At 60.7% G+C, this 17196-nt stretch carries 14 protein-coding genes and 2 pseudogenes; 7 read left to right on the top strand and 9 right to left on the bottom strand.

The window, feature by feature from the left end; translation table 11 throughout:
- Window positions 1-341 precede the first annotated feature (341 nt).
- The gene (locus tag AC1D02_RS15655) at window positions 342-1031 is read right to left on the bottom strand and encodes a dihydrofolate reductase family protein (protein WP_477318460.1); all 690 of its coding nucleotides are present in this window, start codon (window positions 1029-1031) and stop codon (window positions 342-344) included.
- 447 nt (window positions 1032-1478) lie between these two features.
- Here AC1D02_RS15655 and AC1D02_RS15650 point away from each other — a divergent pair.
- Window positions 1479-1695: pseudogene (locus AC1D02_RS15650) on the top strand (short-chain dehydrogenase); the annotation flags it as partial.
- Between the two features lie 103 nt (window positions 1696-1798).
- Here the strand turns inward: AC1D02_RS15650 and AC1D02_RS15645 are convergent.
- The 4 genes from AC1D02_RS15645 to AC1D02_RS15630 are packed head-to-tail and all read right to left on the bottom strand — an operon-like array spanning window position 1799 to window position 4783.
- Window positions 1799-2800: an NAD(P)/FAD-dependent oxidoreductase gene (locus AC1D02_RS15645; protein WP_477318458.1), complete on the bottom strand. Its 1002-nt coding sequence runs from the start codon at window positions 2798-2800 to the stop codon at window positions 1799-1801.
- Window positions 2801-2831: 31 nt separating this feature from the next.
- Window positions 2832-3068: a TIGR02450 family Trp-rich protein gene (locus AC1D02_RS15640; RefSeq protein ID WP_477318456.1), complete on the bottom strand. Its 237-nt coding sequence runs from the start codon at window positions 3066-3068 to the stop codon at window positions 2832-2834.
- On the bottom strand, window positions 3065-3778 hold the full coding sequence (folE, locus tag AC1D02_RS15635; protein ID WP_477318454.1) for a GTP cyclohydrolase I: 714 nt from the start codon (window positions 3776-3778) through the stop codon (window positions 3065-3067). Before folE ends, AC1D02_RS15640 begins: the two co-directional genes overlap by 4 nt.
- Window positions 3779-3808: 30 nt before the next feature.
- The gene (locus tag AC1D02_RS15630) at window positions 3809-4783 is read right to left on the bottom strand and encodes a MerR family transcriptional regulator (protein ID WP_477318452.1); all 975 of its coding nucleotides are present in this window, start codon (window positions 4781-4783) and stop codon (window positions 3809-3811) included.
- A gap of 118 nt (window positions 4784-4901) precedes the next feature.
- Between AC1D02_RS15630 and AC1D02_RS15625 the strand changes: the two genes are divergently transcribed.
- The 4 genes from AC1D02_RS15625 (at window position 4902) to AC1D02_RS15610 (ending at window position 7778) form a co-directional block, all read left to right on the top strand.
- Window positions 4902-5207, top strand: a complete 306-nt coding sequence (locus tag AC1D02_RS15625; RefSeq protein ID WP_477318450.1) for a high-potential iron-sulfur protein — start codon at window positions 4902-4904, stop codon at window positions 5205-5207.
- Window positions 5208-5351: 144 nt separating this feature from the next.
- Window positions 5352-5750, top strand: a complete 399-nt coding sequence (locus tag AC1D02_RS15620) for a thiol-disulfide oxidoreductase DCC family protein (protein ID WP_477318448.1) — start codon at window positions 5352-5354, stop codon at window positions 5748-5750.
- Window positions 5751-5815: 65 nt separating this feature from the next.
- Window positions 5816-6454 carry a flavin reductase family protein gene (locus tag AC1D02_RS15615; protein WP_477318446.1) on the top strand — a complete coding sequence of 213 codons (639 nt, stop codon included), beginning with the start codon at window positions 5816-5818 and terminating at the stop codon, window positions 6452-6454.
- Between the two features lie 178 nt (window positions 6455-6632).
- A complete protein-coding gene (locus tag AC1D02_RS15610; protein ID WP_477318444.1) occupies window positions 6633-7778 on the top strand; it encodes an alkene reductase in 1146 nt (381 codons plus the stop codon).
- A 419-nt stretch (window positions 7779-8197) separates the two neighbouring features.
- Here the strand turns inward: AC1D02_RS15610 and AC1D02_RS15605 are convergent, their stop codons facing one another.
- Both AC1D02_RS15605 and AC1D02_RS15600 read right to left on the bottom strand, forming a co-directional pair.
- Window positions 8198-9148, bottom strand: a complete 951-nt coding sequence (locus tag AC1D02_RS15605; RefSeq protein ID WP_477318442.1) for an IS481 family transposase — start codon at window positions 9146-9148, stop codon at window positions 8198-8200.
- 180 nt (window positions 9149-9328) lie between these two features.
- Complete coding sequence (locus tag AC1D02_RS15600; protein WP_477318440.1) at window positions 9329-10849, bottom strand: CoA-acylating methylmalonate-semialdehyde dehydrogenase; 1521 nt, start codon at window positions 10847-10849, stop codon at window positions 9329-9331.
- A gap of 126 nt (window positions 10850-10975) precedes the next feature.
- Here AC1D02_RS15600 and AC1D02_RS15595 point away from each other — a divergent pair, with 126 nt between their 5' ends.
- Window positions 10976-11917 (top strand): LysR substrate-binding domain-containing protein, encoded by a 942-nt coding sequence (locus tag AC1D02_RS15595; RefSeq protein ID WP_477318438.1) that lies wholly within the window; start codon window positions 10976-10978, stop codon window positions 11915-11917.
- Between the two features lie 292 nt (window positions 11918-12209).
- Here AC1D02_RS15595 and AC1D02_RS15590 read toward each other — a convergent pair whose 3' ends face one another.
- Window positions 12210-13808, bottom strand: coding sequence for a gamma-glutamyltransferase family protein (locus AC1D02_RS15590; protein ID WP_477318436.1), 1599 nt, complete (start codon window positions 13806-13808; stop codon window positions 12210-12212).
- A 118-nt stretch (window positions 13809-13926) separates the two neighbouring features.
- Window positions 13927-14849 (bottom strand): annotated as a pseudogene (locus AC1D02_RS15585) (MFS transporter); the annotation flags it as partial.
- A 577-nt stretch (window positions 14850-15426) separates the two neighbouring features.
- On the opposite strand from AC1D02_RS15585, the gene AC1D02_RS15580 reads away from it, so the two are divergent.
- Window positions 15427-16605 carry an AAA family ATPase gene (locus AC1D02_RS15580; protein ID WP_477318434.1) on the top strand — a complete coding sequence of 393 codons (1179 nt, stop codon included), beginning with the start codon at window positions 15427-15429 and terminating at the stop codon, window positions 16603-16605.
- Window positions 16606-17196 lie beyond the last annotated feature (591 nt).

Below are 17196 nucleotides of genomic sequence, written 5' to 3'. Positions count from 1 at the left end.
GGAACTGCCTCAATGCCCCCCCATTGCAATAACCGACTTTACGGAAAACGGTCTATAAAAAAGCCCGCCGTCTGGCGGGCATCAATCCAATTTTTTTTGAGGGAGTCGGAAGAGACAGATGCATTATGTCGCCGCACTGTAGTCGATGCCAATTCATCTTTCATATACCATACATGTGCACAGAGAATATCCTATCATCGCCGCTCGCGCATTGAGTTAAGAAGAAAGAAGAAGAGAAGGTAAGAAGAGAAGATGACCCGTTGGGGGCGATGTCGGCTCGCGGTCGACGGCATCAAATTCCTAGTCAGGCCAGCCGTCGGCGCCGTTGCCAGCGCTTTGCCTTACGCATGCTTCTTGTAGCGCAACCATACAGCGCCGCCGTCCTGAATCTCTGCCGACGCCAGCGAGAGATACGTCGGCTTGACCCATTCCTCCTTGGTGATTTCGAACGATGCTGGATGCTCTCCGCGCCCGTCAACGAGCGGCAGGACCAGCACACTGACTTCATCGACTAGACCGGCATTGACAAATGAGCCGCTAATATGAGGCCCGCCTTCGACGATCAGACGCTTGGTGCCGAGCTCATCAGCGAGTATCTGGACGACACGCGCCAGATCAATCTCGGTCTTGCCGCCAAACACGTACGACACGTCGATCGACTGCAGGTAAGCAAGGTAATCGTCGGCCACCCCTTCCGTGACAACCTCCACGATGTGCGAATCGAGCGCTGTATTTTTTTTCCACGCTACCTTCCCGTGCGGATCGATCGATACCGCGTAACGAGCCGCATCGCGATGGGCAAAATGATGAGTGCGTGCAAAAGGCGCCTTGGCCATCCCCGCCGGATAGCCGTCGCCGTGGGCGATCTCCTGCATGGTGACCCTGCCGCAAATCCAGGCATCGAACTCTAGCTGGTGCGCTAGCCTTTCGTATAGCTCGCCGGCGTTGTTTTTGACAGCACGGTCCCAGCCGTCCGTAAGGGCATGTCCATCAATGGAGGACATCATATGGCAAATGACATAAGGTTTCATGGAATGCTCCAAACCGTTCGAACGGTGCAAATCCCGGCTGGTGATGCCGTCCTCGCTGCGCCAGTTACTGCACAGATCTTGGCCGACGTCTACGCCAGTACATCATCACCATAGCAAAATCCTGAGGAAGAGAGCAACACGGCTGAACCTGGAGTCGGCTTCGCGACAGTTCGCCAACATGCGGAATTCCCAGCCACGCTGCCGATCCGGGAGGGCGAAACGGCAGAATGAATGCCACTGCCAAGCGCTACTCCGGGTCGAAGCGTGCGGCGCGATCATGAGCAACAGGCGGCGGGCCTTGACGCTATGTATTCCTTCGCCTCGTCGGCAAGCGCCAACGCGGAAAAGGCGGCGCCGAGTGCCGACCTGACCATCGATTCATCGCTTTGCCATCGCACGAATACTGTCACATTGGCGGACGAACCGGTACCGATAGTGGTCGACAACGGCGACAATCGGCTCGGCGGCTGGTACAGCTACCATGCTTCAAAGGCAGCGCTCAACATGCTGATCAAAACGGCGACCACCATGTCCGCAAAAAAGTAGCGTGCTGGTCGCACTGCATCCCTGCACCGTCAATTCCCGCCGGTCGCCGCCGTTTCGCGGCAAGGCGATCGGGCGTCCCCCTCGAGACGCCGACAGCGCCATGCTGCATGTGCTCGATACACCTCCCCTAGCCGATCCCGAACTGCACTGGTGTTGCCACGCGGGCATCGACAGCGCGTCGACATGGGGGACGGCCGCGCTGCGGGCTGATACAAGCCTGTTTACGGTACGCCGGTGGCGTCCGCGCGGGCCATGATGCGCTGTGCCAGCGCCCGCCCGCTGAGCCAGGCGGCTTCGACGTTTCCGCCGTTGAGCCAGTCGCCGCACATTCCCACGCCTAGGCCGCCGTCCCAGACGCAGACCTCGCCATGCCGCTGCGCCGTGCTGGCGAAGCGCCAACGGTGCGCACTCCAGCGTTGAGGAGACGTGCCGCCCAACTCCGCAAAGGCGGGCAGCAGCACCGCGGCCACGCTGTCGGCGTCGAGCTCAATGTGCGCCTCGCTCCAGTCCGCGCTGGCATGCAGCAGCCAGCTTTCGCCGCCGCCGCGGCCCGGCTTGGAGCTGTCGCGCGCGACCCAGCGCAGCGCGCCGCGATTGACGAAGGCGGCATCGAATCCAAGCGCGAGCGGTGCCGGGTACTGCAGCATCATGGCCCAGCACCCTTCCATCTTCGTTCCGCCCGCCAGTGCGGCCATCAGCGGTGCGACGTCCCGCAGCAGCGGCGTGGCCTGCGGTGCCGGCACCGCAAGCACTACCGCGTCATAGCGACAGTCAAGTGCTCCCGCGCCGTCCACCGCGAGGCGCCAGCCGGGATCCCCGCGCTGCAAAGCGCGGATCGTCACCCCGCTGCGCAGCGCCAGGCTCGATGCCAGCCATGCGGCGGGCGCCGTCATGCGTGGTGTGCCGACGAAGCGTTCGGCTGCGCCGCAGCCGATGGCGGTGCCGTCGGCATCGAAACGGCGCATTGCCGGGGACCACTGCTCGGCCACACCGGCCCGCTCCCAGCGCGCCAGCTCGGCGCGAAAATCCGGGTCGCGCGCGGTGAAGTACTGGGCGCCGTGGTCACATTGCCAGCCGTCGACGCGCCGGGTGCTCATGCGCCCGGCGGGGCCGCCACTCTTGTCGAATACGCTCACCTGGAAACCGGCATGCTGCAGCGCAGTGGCGCACGATAAGCCGGCGATGCCGGCGCCAATCACGGCGATGTGCGGAGAAGCGCTCATGCTGTTTCCTGTCCTGGTTTTCCGGCGCCGCTCAACGCCAGCCTTGCAGCCATTGCGCGGCGTCGTTCAGTTCGCGCCAGCGCAAGGTAACGCAGCGCCCTGTCAGCACTGCCTCCATCGTGATGGCGTCGATCTGCGTACCCGGCGGCTCAGGTGCGATCAGGGCGGTGACGATGAAGTGCTTTTCCTTATTGACTGGCACAGCAGCGGTCCATTTACTGCGCAGTAGTTTGGCCGCCTGCAGGCGCAGCGGTGTTGGCGCGTTCATTCGCGGCCGCGGATCAGCGACAGGAACTCGCGGCGCAGCGCAGCGTCGTCGCGGAACGCGCCGCGCATCACGCTGTTGGTCATGCGCGCCTCGCTGTCCTTGACGCCGCGCCATTGCATGCAGAAGTGATCGGCCTCCATCAGCACCGCCAAGCCGTCCGGTTGCATCTTCTGCTGCAGCACGTCGGCCAGCTGCACCACCGCCTCTTCCTGGATCTGCGGGCGGCCCATGATCCACTGCGCGATGCGGGCGTACTTGGACAAGCCGATCAGGTTCGAGCGCTTGTTGGGCATGACGCCGATCCAGACCTTGCCGATGATCGGACACAGGTGGTGCGAACAGGCGCCGCGCACGGTGATCGGGCCGACGATCATCAGTTCGTCGAGGGCGGACGCATTGGGAAACTCCGTCACCGGGGGCATCGGTGTGTAGCGGCCGGCGAATACTTCGTGGATGAACATCCTGGCGACCCGGCGCCCGGTGTCGCGCGTGTTGTGGTCGGCCGCGGTGTCGATGACCAGGCTCTCGAGCACCTGCTGCAGCCTGGCGCCGACCTCCTCGACCAGCTCGTCGAGCTCGCCGGGCTCGATGGACGCGGCGATATTATCGTTGGCGAAGTAGCGCGTGCGGCGCGCTTGCAGCCGCTCGCGGATACGGTGCGAGACCGTGCTGTGCGCAGGTTTGAAGATGGCAATGGCGTCGTTCGGCATGACGTTCCTTTTCGTTTGTTGGGGGGCCGCTCACATTCCGGCGGGCAGCGGGATGCCTTCGGCGCGGGCCAGACGCTCGAGCGCCGCTTCCATCAGCACGCGGGCGGAACCGGCGGCGTGATGCAGTTGCTCATGCAGCAGCGCATCGGCCGGCGTGCGCGCGGCACACTGCGCGCTGTAGCGTTCGAAGCTGTTGAGCATGAGTAGGATGTCGGCAAGGTGGCGCGGGCATTCGCACTCAATGCTGTTGCCGGCAGCGGCCAGCACGGCCAGTGCCTGATCGTCGAAGCGGCGCGGCGCCGGCGCGCCCACGCCGGCCGGCGCCGCCTGTGCCAGCGCGGCCGGCGCGGCGGCCAGCGCCGTCTGGCACAGCAGCACGATTTCAGCGGCGTCGCTCGGCGCGCGCGCCACCAGGCAGCCGTGCGCGCGCAGCTGGCGGATGGTCGCGCTGGCGCAAAAGCGGTACAGCACCACGGTTGCGACGCCGAGCTGCTGCCGCAGCGCAGTAATGGCCGGCACCACGCTGTCGTCGAGTTCCGACATTTCGATCAGCACGACCTCGGCACCGGCGCCGGCCAATGCCGCTGGCGCGCCGTCCAGTTCGCTGCAATTGGCGACGATATCGAGCGCGAGCAATTCGCGCCCGCCGCCGGCCAGGCGCCGCGCCAGCGCGGCGCCCACCAGGGCCACCCGCGCCGGCTGCGACGGCGCGCGCGGCACCGGCACCGACGCCAATGCTTGCAACTGGTCGAGCAGCAGTGGCGCCAGCACGCCTATCGGATGCCCCTGGTCGACCAGTTGCTTCATTAACCTCAGCCGGCGCACCTGGGCATCGGAATACAGGCGCTGCCCATGCGCGCTGCGGCCGGTGTCAGAGATGCTGTAACGGCGCTCCCAGACGCGCAATGTTTCAACCGGCAAGCCCGCCAGCCTGGCGGCAACCCCGCTGCGATAGCGGGCTGTGCAAGGGGCGACTTTCTCAGGGGACTGTTCTATATTAACCATGTTGTGAACCGATGTAGACCCGTTAATGGCTAATTATAGCGTATTAATTACGCAAAATTCGGTACAGCCCCCAAAAAATCGCGGTACAATATCAGTTCATTATTGACGAAAGCATACAATGACCACCCGCCGAAGCTTCCTCGCCGTGATTCCCGTCAGCGCCATTACACTTAGCATGGGCAAGGCCACTGCCGCAGCCATAACAGTGACCGAGGCCGACCCGGCCGCAGCCGCGCTCGGCTACAAAGCCGACGCCAGCAAGGTCGACGCTAAAAAATATCCGGCCATGGCCACCGGCCGGCAATGTGCCGGCTGCCAGCTTTACGCCGGCAAGCCGTCCGACGCGGCGGGGCCGTGCAGCGTCTTCGGCGGCAAACTGGTGAGCGCAAAAGGATGGTGCGTCGCCTGGGCAAAAAAGGGATGATGCCAATTCCAGCGCCAGCTTACTGACGTTGGGATGCGCCTGGACCTGTTGGTCCGTGCATCAGCGCGCCTCACCCGCTTCGCCAGGCGCATTTTTTAGCTGCATCGCCCCCCGAAAGTGACGCTCTTTTGAAGGACCACAGGAATGCTTGAACCTGCCGATGGCGCTGCCAGCACGACGGTTTTTTTCGATGGATCCTGCCCTTTGTGCCGAAGGGAAATCAGTGTCTATCAACGCGCCATCGCTTCGACTCCCATCATTTGGGTCGATGTCAGCGCCGAGAGAACCGCCTCGATGGAGGGTCGCAGTTGCGGCGAACTGATGGAGAGATTTCATGTACAAAGGGCCGACGGCGTGATGCTGAGCGGAGCGGCAGCGTTTATAGCGCTGTGGCGATTGTTCCCCGCTTGGCGCTGGCTCGGAAAATTAGGCTCGCTGCCTGGCATTCCCCCCTTGTTGGAGTTGCTTTATCGTGGCTTCCTCCATGTTCGCCCCGCCATCCAATGGCTGTTCAAAAAATTCGACACGCCCAGGCAACGCTAGTTGCTGCCAGTTTGACACCGGCAACGGCGTCGCGATGACGAAAGCCATCGTGCCTGCTCCCAACCATGACAAGGCAATCCTCCTTGACCGATCCGATTCACTTCTACGAACCGCGCAATGGTCATCGATTGCCGCACGACCCGTTCAATGCCATCGTCGGACCGCGTCCGATCGGCTGGATTGCGTCACGCGGCACCAATGGCGTGCTGAACCTGGCGCCCTACAGCTTTTTCAATGCCTTCAACTACACACCGCCGATTGTCGGGTTTGCCAGTATCGGCTACAAAGATACCGTTCGCAACATTGAGCATGCTGGGGAATTCACTTGGAATCTTGTGACCCGGCAGCTCGCCGAGGCGATGAACCAGACCGGCGCGCCGGTCGCTCCGAACATCAGCGAATTCGGCTTGGCCGGCTTGACCCCACGCGATTCGCGCGTCATCACGGTCCCGAGCGTTGCCGAAAGCCCCGTCTCGTTTGAATGCCGCTGCACGCAGATAGTACAACTGCAAGGAGCAGAGGGTCAGAAAGTGCCGACTTGGCTGGTGCTCGGAGAAGTCGTCGGCGTGCATATCGCCAGCGCTTTGCTCGCGGACGGCATGTATGACACCGCTACTGCCGGGCACGTTCTGCGCGGGGGCGGTCCGGCAGATTACTTCGCCATTGGCGCTGCCCAGTTATTTCGAATGAGCCGCCCTGAATGACAGGGGAAGCAACTGCTGGAGCCAATTCGCCTTGCGCATTCGGCCAACACCGTACGCCTGCCAAACCGCCGACCTCGATCTAGTTTTAAGTTTAAGATGCCTTCATCCAAATCAATTGCACGCTATTGTTTTCTAAACTCCGTCACGCGGCCGCGCCCCTCTTTCAAAGGAAGAAATAATGACCAGCTCCAAAACACCCACCAGCATCGCCGACCATAACTTCGCGCTCACGCAGAACACGTCGAGCGATCTGTTCCAGCCGACGCGACTCGGCCCCTTGCGGCTTGCCAATCGGATCGTCATGGCGCCGCTTACGCGCAGCCGCGCGAAGGAAGATGACATCCCCGGTGATCTGGCGGCCGAATATTACGTTCAGCGGGCCAGCGCCGGATTGATCATTGCCGAAGCTACCCAGATTTCTCAACAAGGCAAGGGTTATGTGCTCACCCCGGGCATTTATAGCCAAGCGCAGGTGCAGGCCTGGAAGAAAATTACCGAGGCCGTGCATGCGGCAGATGGCAAGATCTTCTTGCAACTCTGGCACGTTGGGCGCATTTCCCATCCATCGATCCAAGTCGACGGCGCACTGCCGGTGGCACCGTCTGCCATCAAGCCTGAAGGACAAGCGTATACGAACGACGGTTTTGTACCGATGGTGACGCCGCGCGCTCTGGAGACGAGCGAAATACCCTCAATTGTCGAGCAATATCGCAGCGCGGCCCAGAATGCCCACGCCGCTGGTTTCGACGGCGTCGAGATCCATGCGGCAAATGGCTATCTGCTTGACCAGTTCTTGCGCGACAAAACCAACCAGCGCACCGATGCCTATGGCGGCTCGATCGAAAACCGCGCACGGCTGCTCCTTGAGGTGACGGCAGCGGTGGTGCAGGTCTGGGGAGGCGATCGGGTCGGCATTCGCATCTCGCCCCTGAGCTCGTTTGGCGACATTGCCGATAGTAACCCGCAGTCGCTGTTCACCTATGTCGTCGAGCAACTCAACAGCTTCGATCTGGCTTATCTGCATGCGATCGAAGGCGACACTGGTGGCGCGCGCGAAGTACCCGGCGGCTTCGACTTGCAAATCTTGCGCCGCTTGTTCAACGGCCTGTATATGGCCAACAATGGCTACGACCTCGCTTTGGCGGTCACCGCCCGCGCCGACAATACCGCCGACCTGATTTCCTTCGGCCGCCCGTTCATCGCCAATCCGGATCTGGTGGAGCGGCTACGCATCGTCGCGCCTTTGAACACGCCTGACCCGGCCACCATGTACGGCGGCGGAGCAGGCGGATACATCGATTATCCATCACTGAAGGCGTCTTGATCGTGCTGGCGCCGAATAAGAACTGAGCGGCGTCAACGATCCGCGTTGATGCAACCTTGACCGCTCTGCGCATCCTGCGCATGTGCTTGCCGCGCGATGAGTTGACATACTCGGGTGAAGAACGACACGACGCACCAATTCAGACGCGGCTGGCAAAGCTTGTCACAATCAAACTCAGCGCTGCCACCACAGACAGTCTGAGGCGCCTCGGCAGATACCATGCTGGCAGGCCAGCGTGTCTGACAAAGCGCCAGTCCTGCAGATAGTGGATGGCAAATCCCACTGCCATTAATGCGCTTCCCGCAACCGGATCGAGGCTACGTATCGCCAGCGCCTTTCGCCAAGAACTTCAGCAAAGAGGCGCTGGCTGCTTGAAACAGACGTGTCCACTATTGACAGTACACCTCAGATTGTGCGACCTAAGTGTGAAGTTGCAAGAGGTTATTCGGACTGGATCTGAGTCGAGACATTGGAGCGTTGCCTGCAATGCCCTGATGTGGTCGATGCCAGTTGTAATGATGATTCCATACCTTCAGCATGTCGGTACGCTCGTCTGAGTTTTTGTACACGAAGCCATAGGCCCATTCACGCAGGGCCGATTGAATGAAGCGCTCGGCTTTACCGTTGGTCTGCGGCCGATAGGGACGCGTGAAACGGTGTTTTAGTTCTAGCTGGGCGCAGGTAGCGTTGAACGACTTGGCGCGAAACGCGGAGCCATTGTCGGTCAGGAGCGCTTTAGGGCGCACTCCGAGCGAGCAAAAATAGGCATGGGTGTTGGCGAGAAACCGGTTGGCGTTTTCCTGGGTTTCATCAGGATAGAGTTCCGTAAACGCGATGCGGGCATGATCGTCAATTGCGACAAACAAGACTTCCCAGCCGGCGCCGTGCTTTCTATGTCGCCTGTCGCCAGTCGCGCGATGTCCCGTATTTTCGATGCGGCCGAGCTTCTTTGTGTCGATATGAATCAGGTCGCCCGGTCGTTCATGTTCGTAGCGTTGCACTGGCTCGACCGGATCGAGGTCGGTCAGCTTGGACAAGCCCGCGCGGCTCAAGATACGGCTCACCGTAGCCTTCGATACCTCAAGATACTGCGCAATTCTTGCCTGCGTCATGCGCTTTTTTCGCAGTTCGACGATAGTGAGCGCCTTAGCCGCCTCTAATGCCCTGGGACTGCATGCCGGTCGCGAAGATCGATCGACCAAGCCTTCCCGGCCTTCGGAAAGGAAGCGCCCAAGCCACTTGCGTACTGTCGCCTCGCTTACTCCAAAATGCGAAGCAACCTGGCAGCTAGGTATTCGGTTCAGTAGGACGTCTTCAACCATTTCGACTCGACGAATCAAAGTCAATCGGGCATTCTTATGGATGTTCATTCGGGTGGTTTCCTTAAGAACTGGGGGTTTGGCGATTTCCAGTTTCTCAAATCCAGTCCGAATGAACCACAACAACCTATTGAAACATCACACCTAAGTCACCTGGATGGGTCTCCGCTTACACAACCGTATTAATAACTTATTTAGTTGAGATCACCTACGGCGCGGTTGTCAGCCAATCTATTTTGCCGTCGGCATCGCAAATTCGGCGCCCTTGACAATGCTCTGCGGCCAACGCTGCATCACCGATTTTTGCCTGGTATAGAAGCGCACTCCTTCTTCGCCGTAAGCATTCATATCGCCGAATAAACTCTTCTTCCAGCCACCGAAGCTGTGCCACGCCATCGGCACGGGGATCGGTACGTTCACGCCAACCATGCCCACCTCGATGCGGCGCGCAAATTCACGCGCGACGTTTCCGTCGCTGGTAAAGCAGGAGACCCCGTTGCCAAATTCGTGAGCGTTTACCAGTTCTACCGCTTCCGCGAAATCCTTGACCCGTACGCAGACCAGCACCGGTCCAAAGATCTCTTCTTTGTAGATGCGCATGTCGGGAGTGACGTGATCGAACAAGGTGCCTCCCGTGAAAAATCCCTGCTCGTGCCCTGCGACCTGGTGGCCGCGGCCGTCAACCACTAGGCTCGCGCCCTCGTTGACGCCGATCTGGATGTAGCCATCGATGCGGTCGAGCGCTTGGCGCGTGACGATCGGGCCCATCTCCGCATCGAGGTCCATGCCGTCGCGGATCTTCAGCTTACGCACTCGTTCCGTCACTAGCGGCACGATATGGTCGGCCACGTCTCCCACAAGCACCGCCACCGAAATTGCCATGCAGCGTTCGCCTGCAGAGCCGTAGGCGGCGCCGATGAGGGCGTCGACCGTGCGTTCAATATCGGCGTCAGGCATGACGATCATATGATTCTTGGCGCCTCCAAGGGCCTGGACGCGCTTCCCGAAATGGGCACCACGCTCGTGAATGTAATGGGCAATCGGGGTCGAGCCGACAAAACTGATCGCCTTGACGTCAGGGTGCTCGATCAACGCATCGACCGCTGCCTTATCGCCCTGAACGACGTTGAAAACGCCGTCCGGCAGGCCCGCCTTCTTGAAAAGGTCGGCCATCAGCAAGGCGGCACTCGGGTCGCGCTCGCTTGGCTTAAGAATAAAAGTATTGCCCGCCGCAATCGCGACCGGAAACATCCAGCACGGTACCATGCACGGAAAGTTGAACGGCGTGATGCCGGCCACGACGCCCAGCGGCTGGCGCATGGTCCAGTTGTCGATGCCCGTCGATACCTGCTCGGTGTAGTCGCCTTTAAGCAGTTGCGGAATCCCACATGCGAACTCGACGATGTCGATGCCGCGTTCCACTTCGCCAACAGCATCGGTAAATACCTTGCCGTGTTCGGCCGTGATGATGGCGGCCAGCTCGTTGCGGTGCTCATTCATGAGCGCCAGAAACCGGTGCATCACCCGCGCACGTCGGATTGGCGGCGTATCGGCCCATGCGGGCCACGCCCGCTTGGCCTCGGCGACGGCCGTCGCGACGTCGGCGGCTTCGCCAAGCACGACATGGCGCGCCACGGCGCCGGAGGAAGGATTGAAAACGTCAGCGCGACGCAGGCTCGTACCTTGGGTGCGCTCGCCACCGATGTAATGAGGGACCGTCTCGCTGCTGGTAAATGCGGGGGTGTTGTTCATATCGACTGTCTCCTGATTGGTGATAAGACTGCCCATTCTATGTTCCTCCTCACATCGAAACAATGCGTCTACAATACAAAGATCGTTTAATTTATTAAACAATCGACCAACTATGATAGGGCCTGAATGGATCCCAAGAACATCGAAGACCTATGGCACCATCTGTATTCGCTTGTCATCGTCGACGCCACCGGCAGCTACACCGCCGCCGCCACCCGGCTCGGACTGACAAAGGGCGCGATCAGCCAGCGCATCGCTGAACTGGAGCGTGCCGCGCGAATTGCGCTGGTACACCGGACTACCCGCAGCATGCAGCTAACGGAAGCAGGAAAGATGCTGGTCGATTCGGTGCGTGGCTCGTTCGAGGACATCGGACGCAGCTTTGCGGGCATCCGCGATCTGGCCGAATCCCCGGGGGGCGTGCTACGAGTTACGGCGCCAGTGGCGCTTGGCCGCCAGCAAATCGTTCCGCGGATGGCCGCGTTCTTTCGCACATATCCGCAGATACATATCGTGCTGGAGCTGTCGGATCGCCTGGTGCCTCTGGCACAAGAAGGCTTCGACCTGGCAATTCGGCATGCCTCATCGGCGCCCGAAACGCATGTCGCCTGGAACTTATGCCGCACTGATGCCGTTCTGGTCGCGACCGACGCCTACTTGCGCATGCGGGGTACACCGTCCGCGCCGCAGGATTTGAAGGACCACGATTGCCTTTACTATTTTCGGCGTGGCGAATCGCCCAGCTGGAGTTTCGAAGCGCGGCGCGGCGATAAGCAGCGGCACAGTGTTGCCCTATCGGGCCCCTTCGCCGCCAACAACAGCGAGGCACTGCGCGGCGCGGCGCTCGATGGGCTTGGCATTGCCCTTCTTCCCGATTTCACCGCTAGCGCCGACCTTGCGGCCGGCAAGCTGGTGCAGGTGCTTCCCCATTGGCGCCCGGTTGGCAGTTTCGGCGATTCCCTGTTTGCGATTCGGCCCTACAGCCCTTACGTACCAACTGCGGTTCGCGTCTTCGTGGCTTTTCTGCGCCAACAGTTCCGAGAGGGCTTTATCGCAAACCGGCGATAAACCGTCAAGCCGGGCGCTTTTTTGGCCAGGACACAAGATCAGCGTACCGCTCATGGCGAGTTCATGCGGCACGCCGCGCAGTTAGGGAAGGCAGCGATAGTCGAATTCAACCTTGTCTTTCGCCGTCGCTGTACTGATAGAACGTGAGATGTTCAGGTTGTAATCGTTCAGCCATTGCCCAGCCCGACGCCATCGCCCGCGATTGTGCCGGAATCGTCATTTTTAAAGGTGCGGTCGCATGGTGTGCGACTTTGCTAAAGAAAGCGGCGTTTCGAAAGTTGTGTTCTGGAACTTACCAGGCAGCGACGGCGCCGTCCGAACGCGGATCCGACGCGCCTTCGAGGACGCCGTCCGCATGCCGCACAAGAGCGCCTGCATGTCCCATCGTTTCATCGAATGGCAGCAGAACTTCGACGTCATGCCCCCTACGCACTAGCTCGTCGACCACAGTCTGCGGAAAGCGCTGCTCCAGCTTGAGCGTATCGGATTTCTGCCCCCATGTGCGTCCCAACAGCCAGCGCGGCGCGCTGACCGCACTTTGCAACTGCTGACCAAACACCACATGGCGCGTGAATACGGTTGCCTGCGTCTGCGGCTGGCCATCCCCGCCCATCGTTCCGTAGACCATCACCCGGCCATCCTTGAGCCGTGCAGCTGCAGGATTGAGGGTGTGAAACGGCTTCTTGCCGGGCTTGAGCGCCAGTAGCTTGTCCGCATCGAGGCTGAACGACGCGCCCCGGTTTTGCCAGTTGATGCCAGTCTCAGGCAGCACAACGCCGCTACCGAATTCGTGATAAATGCTTTGAATAAACGATACCGCCATCCCTTCCTGGTCGATCACTCCCATCCAGATTGTGTCGCCCGGCCCCTTCCCTTCTCCCCAAGCGGCAGCGCGGTCAAGCCGGATATCGGCGGCCAGCGCGTCAAGGGTGGCATCGGCGAGCAAGGCTTGGCCATCGATTTCCATGTCGCGCGGATCGGTAATGTATTGGTCGCGAAGCTTGAACGCGCGTTTGGTGGCCTCCACCACCAAATGGATGTGGTCGGCGCTATCGGCGGCGACGTTGTGTAAGCCGGCCCGGTCGAGCAGGCCGAGGATGGCCAGAGACACGGCGCCTTGGGTGGGCGGCGTCATGTTGTAAAGGTCGCCGGCAGAATGGCGCAGGTGTAATGGCTTTGTCCGTTGCGCACAGTAGGCGGCCAAGTCCTCGCCGGTGACCAGTGAGCCGACCGCGAGTAGGTCGGCCGCGATGCGCCCGGCGAGCGCACCGCGATAGTAGCTGTCGAGCCCATCGGCCGCCAACGCCGACAACGTCTGCGCCAGGCGGGGCTGGCGGAATCGTTGCCCTGCCATTGGCAGTGCGCCATCGATCAGGAATTGACCGTCGAATCCGGGCTGGTCGCGCAACTCGCTCAGTTTGGCGGCGGTCGCATTTTGCTGGCTCAGTGTCACCGCGACGCCATCGGTCGCGTAGCCGATCGCGTCTTCCAGCAGCCGCGCCAGCGGCACACGCCCGCCCAATTCCCGCGCCAGCTCTAGTGCCACCTGCCAGCCGCCGATGGTACCGGCCACCGTATTGGCGGCGAGTGGGCCACGCAAGGGGATTTCGGCCAGGCCGCGCTGGCGGTAGCTATCGATCGTCGCAGCAAGGGCAGCCGGACCGCAGGCGTCGATCGCGATCGGCTTGCCATCCGGCGGCACTATCAGCCAAAACGAATCACCGCCAATGCCGTTCATGTGCGGATAGACGGTGGCAATGGTGGCTGCGGCGGCAATCATCGCTTCGATCGCATTTCCACCGTCTCGCATCACCGCCAGCGCCGATTGAGACGCCAGATGGTGTGGCGCGACTGCCATCGCCCGAGTAGAGCGGGCGGTATTTGTGAGCATCGAGTATTCCTAAAAATTCCGTAATTCGGGGGAGGTTCGTCCGCCGCCTCCGGCTGCAAGCAACTGCCGCAACGATACGCCGAAACCAGCGTTGCGCGCAAGTCGCCAACCGGCCGCGTCACCCTTTTGATGCGAGGAACCTGCGCCGCATCGGCCGCAGAACGAGAATGCCAGTAGTGCCGTGATCAGGTCCATCGCAATGACTACTTCGAATACAGGAATCCAGCTGCCGGTCCTTTCGTGCAACAGCGCCGCCAGCGAGCCGCCGAACACCGAGCCCACGCCCTGCGCCATGTACAGGAAACCGTAGTTAGTCGTCGCGTCGCGCGCGCCGAAGGTATCGGTCAGGGTCGACGGAAACAGCGAGAAAATCCCCCCCCAACCGAAGAACACCACGCCCGACATCAGCACGAACAGCAGCGCGTTGTCGCGAGTGGCCAGCCATATAATCATCGCCAGCCCTTCCAGCCCGAACGCCACCGTCATTGTGTTTTCGCGGCCGATGCGGTCCGATACCCAGCCAAAAAACGGCCGCGTCAGCCCATTGGTGAACCGGTCGATGGTCAGTGCTAGCGGCAATGCGGCCATGCCGAATACCATCGCACCCGTGACGCCGAAATCCTTGGCGAAGCTGCCCATCTGCGAAATGACCATCAGCCCGGACGTCGACATCATCGTCATCATCGGAAACATCAGCCAGAACACCGGCGTCTTCAACATCTGCCGCGGCGACGTGTCCGCTTTGGCAGTAGGGGCCGGGCGATGCTCGGCCATCCAGTCCGCCGGTGGCCGTTTCAGCGCCTGGGCCGCGACTAGGCCGACGGTGCCAATGATCAGACCGAACGTGGGCATGACTTGTTGGTAGCCCGCCGAGGCAAGGCTGGCGGAAATAGGAAAGGTGGTGACGATCGCCCCCATGCCGTAGCCGGCGGCAACCAGGCCTGTGGCGAAACCGCGCTTGTCGGGGAACCATTTCACCATCAACCCGACAACTCCCACGTAGATGATGCCGGTGCCGATACCGCCGATCAGGCCGTAAGTCCGGTCTTATGTAGCAGTTGACCCGAAAAGTTGAAAATCAATGCCTATAGGTAACATGTGCGACGCGGTAGTAGAAGGTAGTTCTACATTTACTACTGCCCTTTCGCTCATCTCGCTGGTCATTAGTTGCATAAATAACATCTACACGCGATGTTGTCGATCGAGATCGACAAACAGGCTGTGACGCTCCTATGTTGAGATGTAGGCCGGACTACCGAAAGCAGCGCCCAAACGCCGTATCGGTGCTTCTCAGGGGGAGTCAGACGCTGTTTGGACGGTGGAGACGGAACGGCCGCGCGCGGGCCGAACTGGTTACGAAAAAAGCGCGAGCGGGCAAATAGGATATCCGACGTTCTCAGTAACGTGGTAGCCTGAACACTTATGACTCGTCTATCCCTCAGCGGCATCTACTCCGCGCTCTCATCGATACGCCGCCCTCACAGGGTGGCCATAGCGTAACTGCGTCGCCGCCCCTCGTACATCGACGGGCATTCTCTCCGATCCTCCAAGTCGCGCAAAGCGGCAGACGGTGATCGAGTCATTCCCGTCGCCTTAAATCTGACGATGGGGAAATGCAATGACAACACACACTCAATCCTTTGACGCCAACTGGGCATTCACCGGAAGATTGATGCTTCCCAGGCAAATGGTCGAGCGGCAGATCCGTGAAGCCGAGCTTGCGCAGGAAGATGCCTCAGTGAGGGTGATGCGGCAAGTAGGGAATAGCCAGAAGCCTGTGACGAGCGCTGACGTCGATTGGCAATTAACGCTCTACGGATGGGGAGAGCCAGTCCTGCGGCTTGTCGAACAGGTGCCGACAGAACAGGCGTACCGCTTGCGCCTCGCCAGGAACACAGCGGTCGAGGATCAAAAGCGAACGATTGCGATGATTAACGTCCTGCGCGATCGCGGCGAGCTTCGAAAGCTTGCGCGCATCCCGCGGGATTGGAAGATCATCATCGACGACCTGGAGGCGAGGTTCCCTAACTTCCGAGACGTCCTCGACTACGTGCGCGCAGCATTTGCATTGGCAGATCGAGGTGATGAAGTTGCGTATTTCGACCCCATCCTTCTCAACGGCGCCCCGGGATGCGGGAAGACCATGTTTGCCGGCGCTCTGGCCACAGAACTGGGCTCCGGATTGTTACAGCTGTCCATGGAAAATGCGCAGAGCAACTCGAGCCTTAGCGGTAGCGCCGAGTTTTGGAGTAACTCGAAACCTGGCGAGCTCTTCAACCTGCTCGTCGAAAAGGAGTACGCGAATCCTGTCGTCTTTCTTGATGAGATCGACAAGGCAAAAGCGCGCGATTACGACCCGATGTCGTCCCTTCTAGGCCTCTTTGAAACGGGGACTGCGAAGACGTTTCGTGATCTCTCCTACCCGTGGATCACGCTTGATGCTAGCCGTATCATTTGGATCTGTACGTCCAATGATGCGAACACGCTTTCGGCGCCGATCCTCGATCGTGTGCGGCGATTCGACATCCCCAATCTGACTGATCGGCAAGCGCGCGCTGTTGTACTCCAGATTTACGACGGGCTGATCCAGAGCATGCCCGGCCTGACTCATGCTATTCGGCTACCGAGGACGTCGGTCGACGTGCTCATGCGCGTCTCTCCTCGGCGAATGCGCCAAGCGCTTCGGGAAGGGATCGGCCGAGCAATCCTGCGGCGGTCTAGGAGTGTTCAGCCTCGTGACCTGAAAGTCGAGCCGTACGCGCCGCGGGAACGTCCTCGGATCGGGTTTCTGCGTTAATGCGGCTCAACTTGTCGTTACGTTAGGTCCGCCAATGCCGGCGCGTTGCAGCGGTTCGATCCATTCTCCGTCAACGCGTCCATTGTACCGCCCGCCCTCGATCACAAAAATCGAGACGTTCGCTACTCCTTTACGTAGCGCCGCGCGTACCTGGATTCAAGCCTAGATATGGAAGCCAACCAAGATTTGGACTAACGCGGCGGGAAAATTCACCGGCAGCGAACACGCCGTTGCGCCAGAATCCATCGCCTACAACCACTCGCGTTCCGCCGTGCTTAAAGCGTGGCTGCCGTGGCTGATTCTGTCGGTGCTGGTGTTCCTGTGGGGAGTAGGGGGCGGCGGCTGGGTCGGCTGAGGGGTCGCTGAGGGGTCGGTTGAAGGGGTCGCTGAGGGGTCGGTTGAAGGGGTCGCTGAGGGGTCGGTTGAAGGGGCGGTTGAAGGGGCGGTTGAAGGGTCGGTTGAGGGGTCGGTTGAGGGGTCGGTTGAGGGGTCGGTTGAGGGGTTGGTTGAGGGGTTGGTTGAGGGGTYGGTTGAGGGGTCGGTTGAGGGGTCGGTTGAGGGGTCGGTTGAGGGGTCGGTTGAGGGGAGGGG

It is taken from the genome of Massilia sp. P1_C10 (assembly GCF_056406475.1).
Note: the sequence above shows the minus strand (reverse complement) of the source record. Positions and strands in the feature narration are given on the sequence as shown.

Bases quoted from the DNA above. Each gene is read 5' to 3' on its own strand.
- AC1D02_RS15590 (WP_477318436.1), bottom strand. From the start codon at position 13,808: ATGCTCACAAATACCGCCCGCTCTACTCGGGCGATGGCAGTCGCGCCA.
- AC1D02_RS15580 (WP_477318434.1), top strand. From the start codon at position 15,427: ATGACAACACACACTCAATCCTTTGACGCCAACTGGGCATTCACCGGA.
- AC1D02_RS15615 (WP_477318446.1), top strand. From the start codon at position 5,816: ATGACAAGGCAATCCTCCTTGACCGATCCGATTCACTTCTACGAACCG.
- AC1D02_RS15600 (WP_477318440.1), bottom strand. From the start codon at position 10,849: ATGAACAACACCCCCGCATTTACCAGCAGCGAGACGGTCCCTCATTAC.
- AC1D02_RS15595 (WP_477318438.1), top strand. From the start codon at position 10,976: ATGGATCCCAAGAACATCGAAGACCTATGGCACCATCTGTATTCGCTT.
- AC1D02_RS15610 (WP_477318444.1), top strand. From the start codon at position 6,633: ATGACCAGCTCCAAAACACCCACCAGCATCGCCGACCATAACTTCGCG.
- AC1D02_RS15605 (WP_477318442.1), bottom strand. From the start codon at position 9,148: ATGAACATCCATAAGAATGCCCGATTGACTTTGATTCGTCGAGTCGAA.
- folE (WP_477318454.1), bottom strand. From the start codon at position 3,778: ATGCCGAACGACGCCATTGCCATCTTCAAACCTGCGCACAGCACGGTC.
- AC1D02_RS15645 (WP_477318458.1), bottom strand. From the start codon at position 2,800: ATGAGCGCTTCTCCGCACATCGCCGTGATTGGCGCCGGCATCGCCGGC.
- AC1D02_RS15620 (WP_477318448.1), top strand. From the start codon at position 5,352: ATGCTTGAACCTGCCGATGGCGCTGCCAGCACGACGGTTTTTTTCGAT.
- AC1D02_RS15655 (WP_477318460.1), bottom strand. From the start codon at position 1,031: ATGAAACCTTATGTCATTTGCCATATGATGTCCTCCATTGATGGACAT.
- AC1D02_RS15640 (WP_477318456.1), bottom strand. From the start codon at position 3,068: ATGAACGCGCCAACACCGCTGCGCCTGCAGGCGGCCAAACTACTGCGC.
- AC1D02_RS15630 (WP_477318452.1), bottom strand. From the start codon at position 4,783: ATGGTTAATATAGAACAGTCCCCTGAGAAAGTCGCCCCTTGCACAGCC.
- AC1D02_RS15625 (WP_477318450.1), top strand. From the start codon at position 4,902: ATGACCACCCGCCGAAGCTTCCTCGCCGTGATTCCCGTCAGCGCCATT.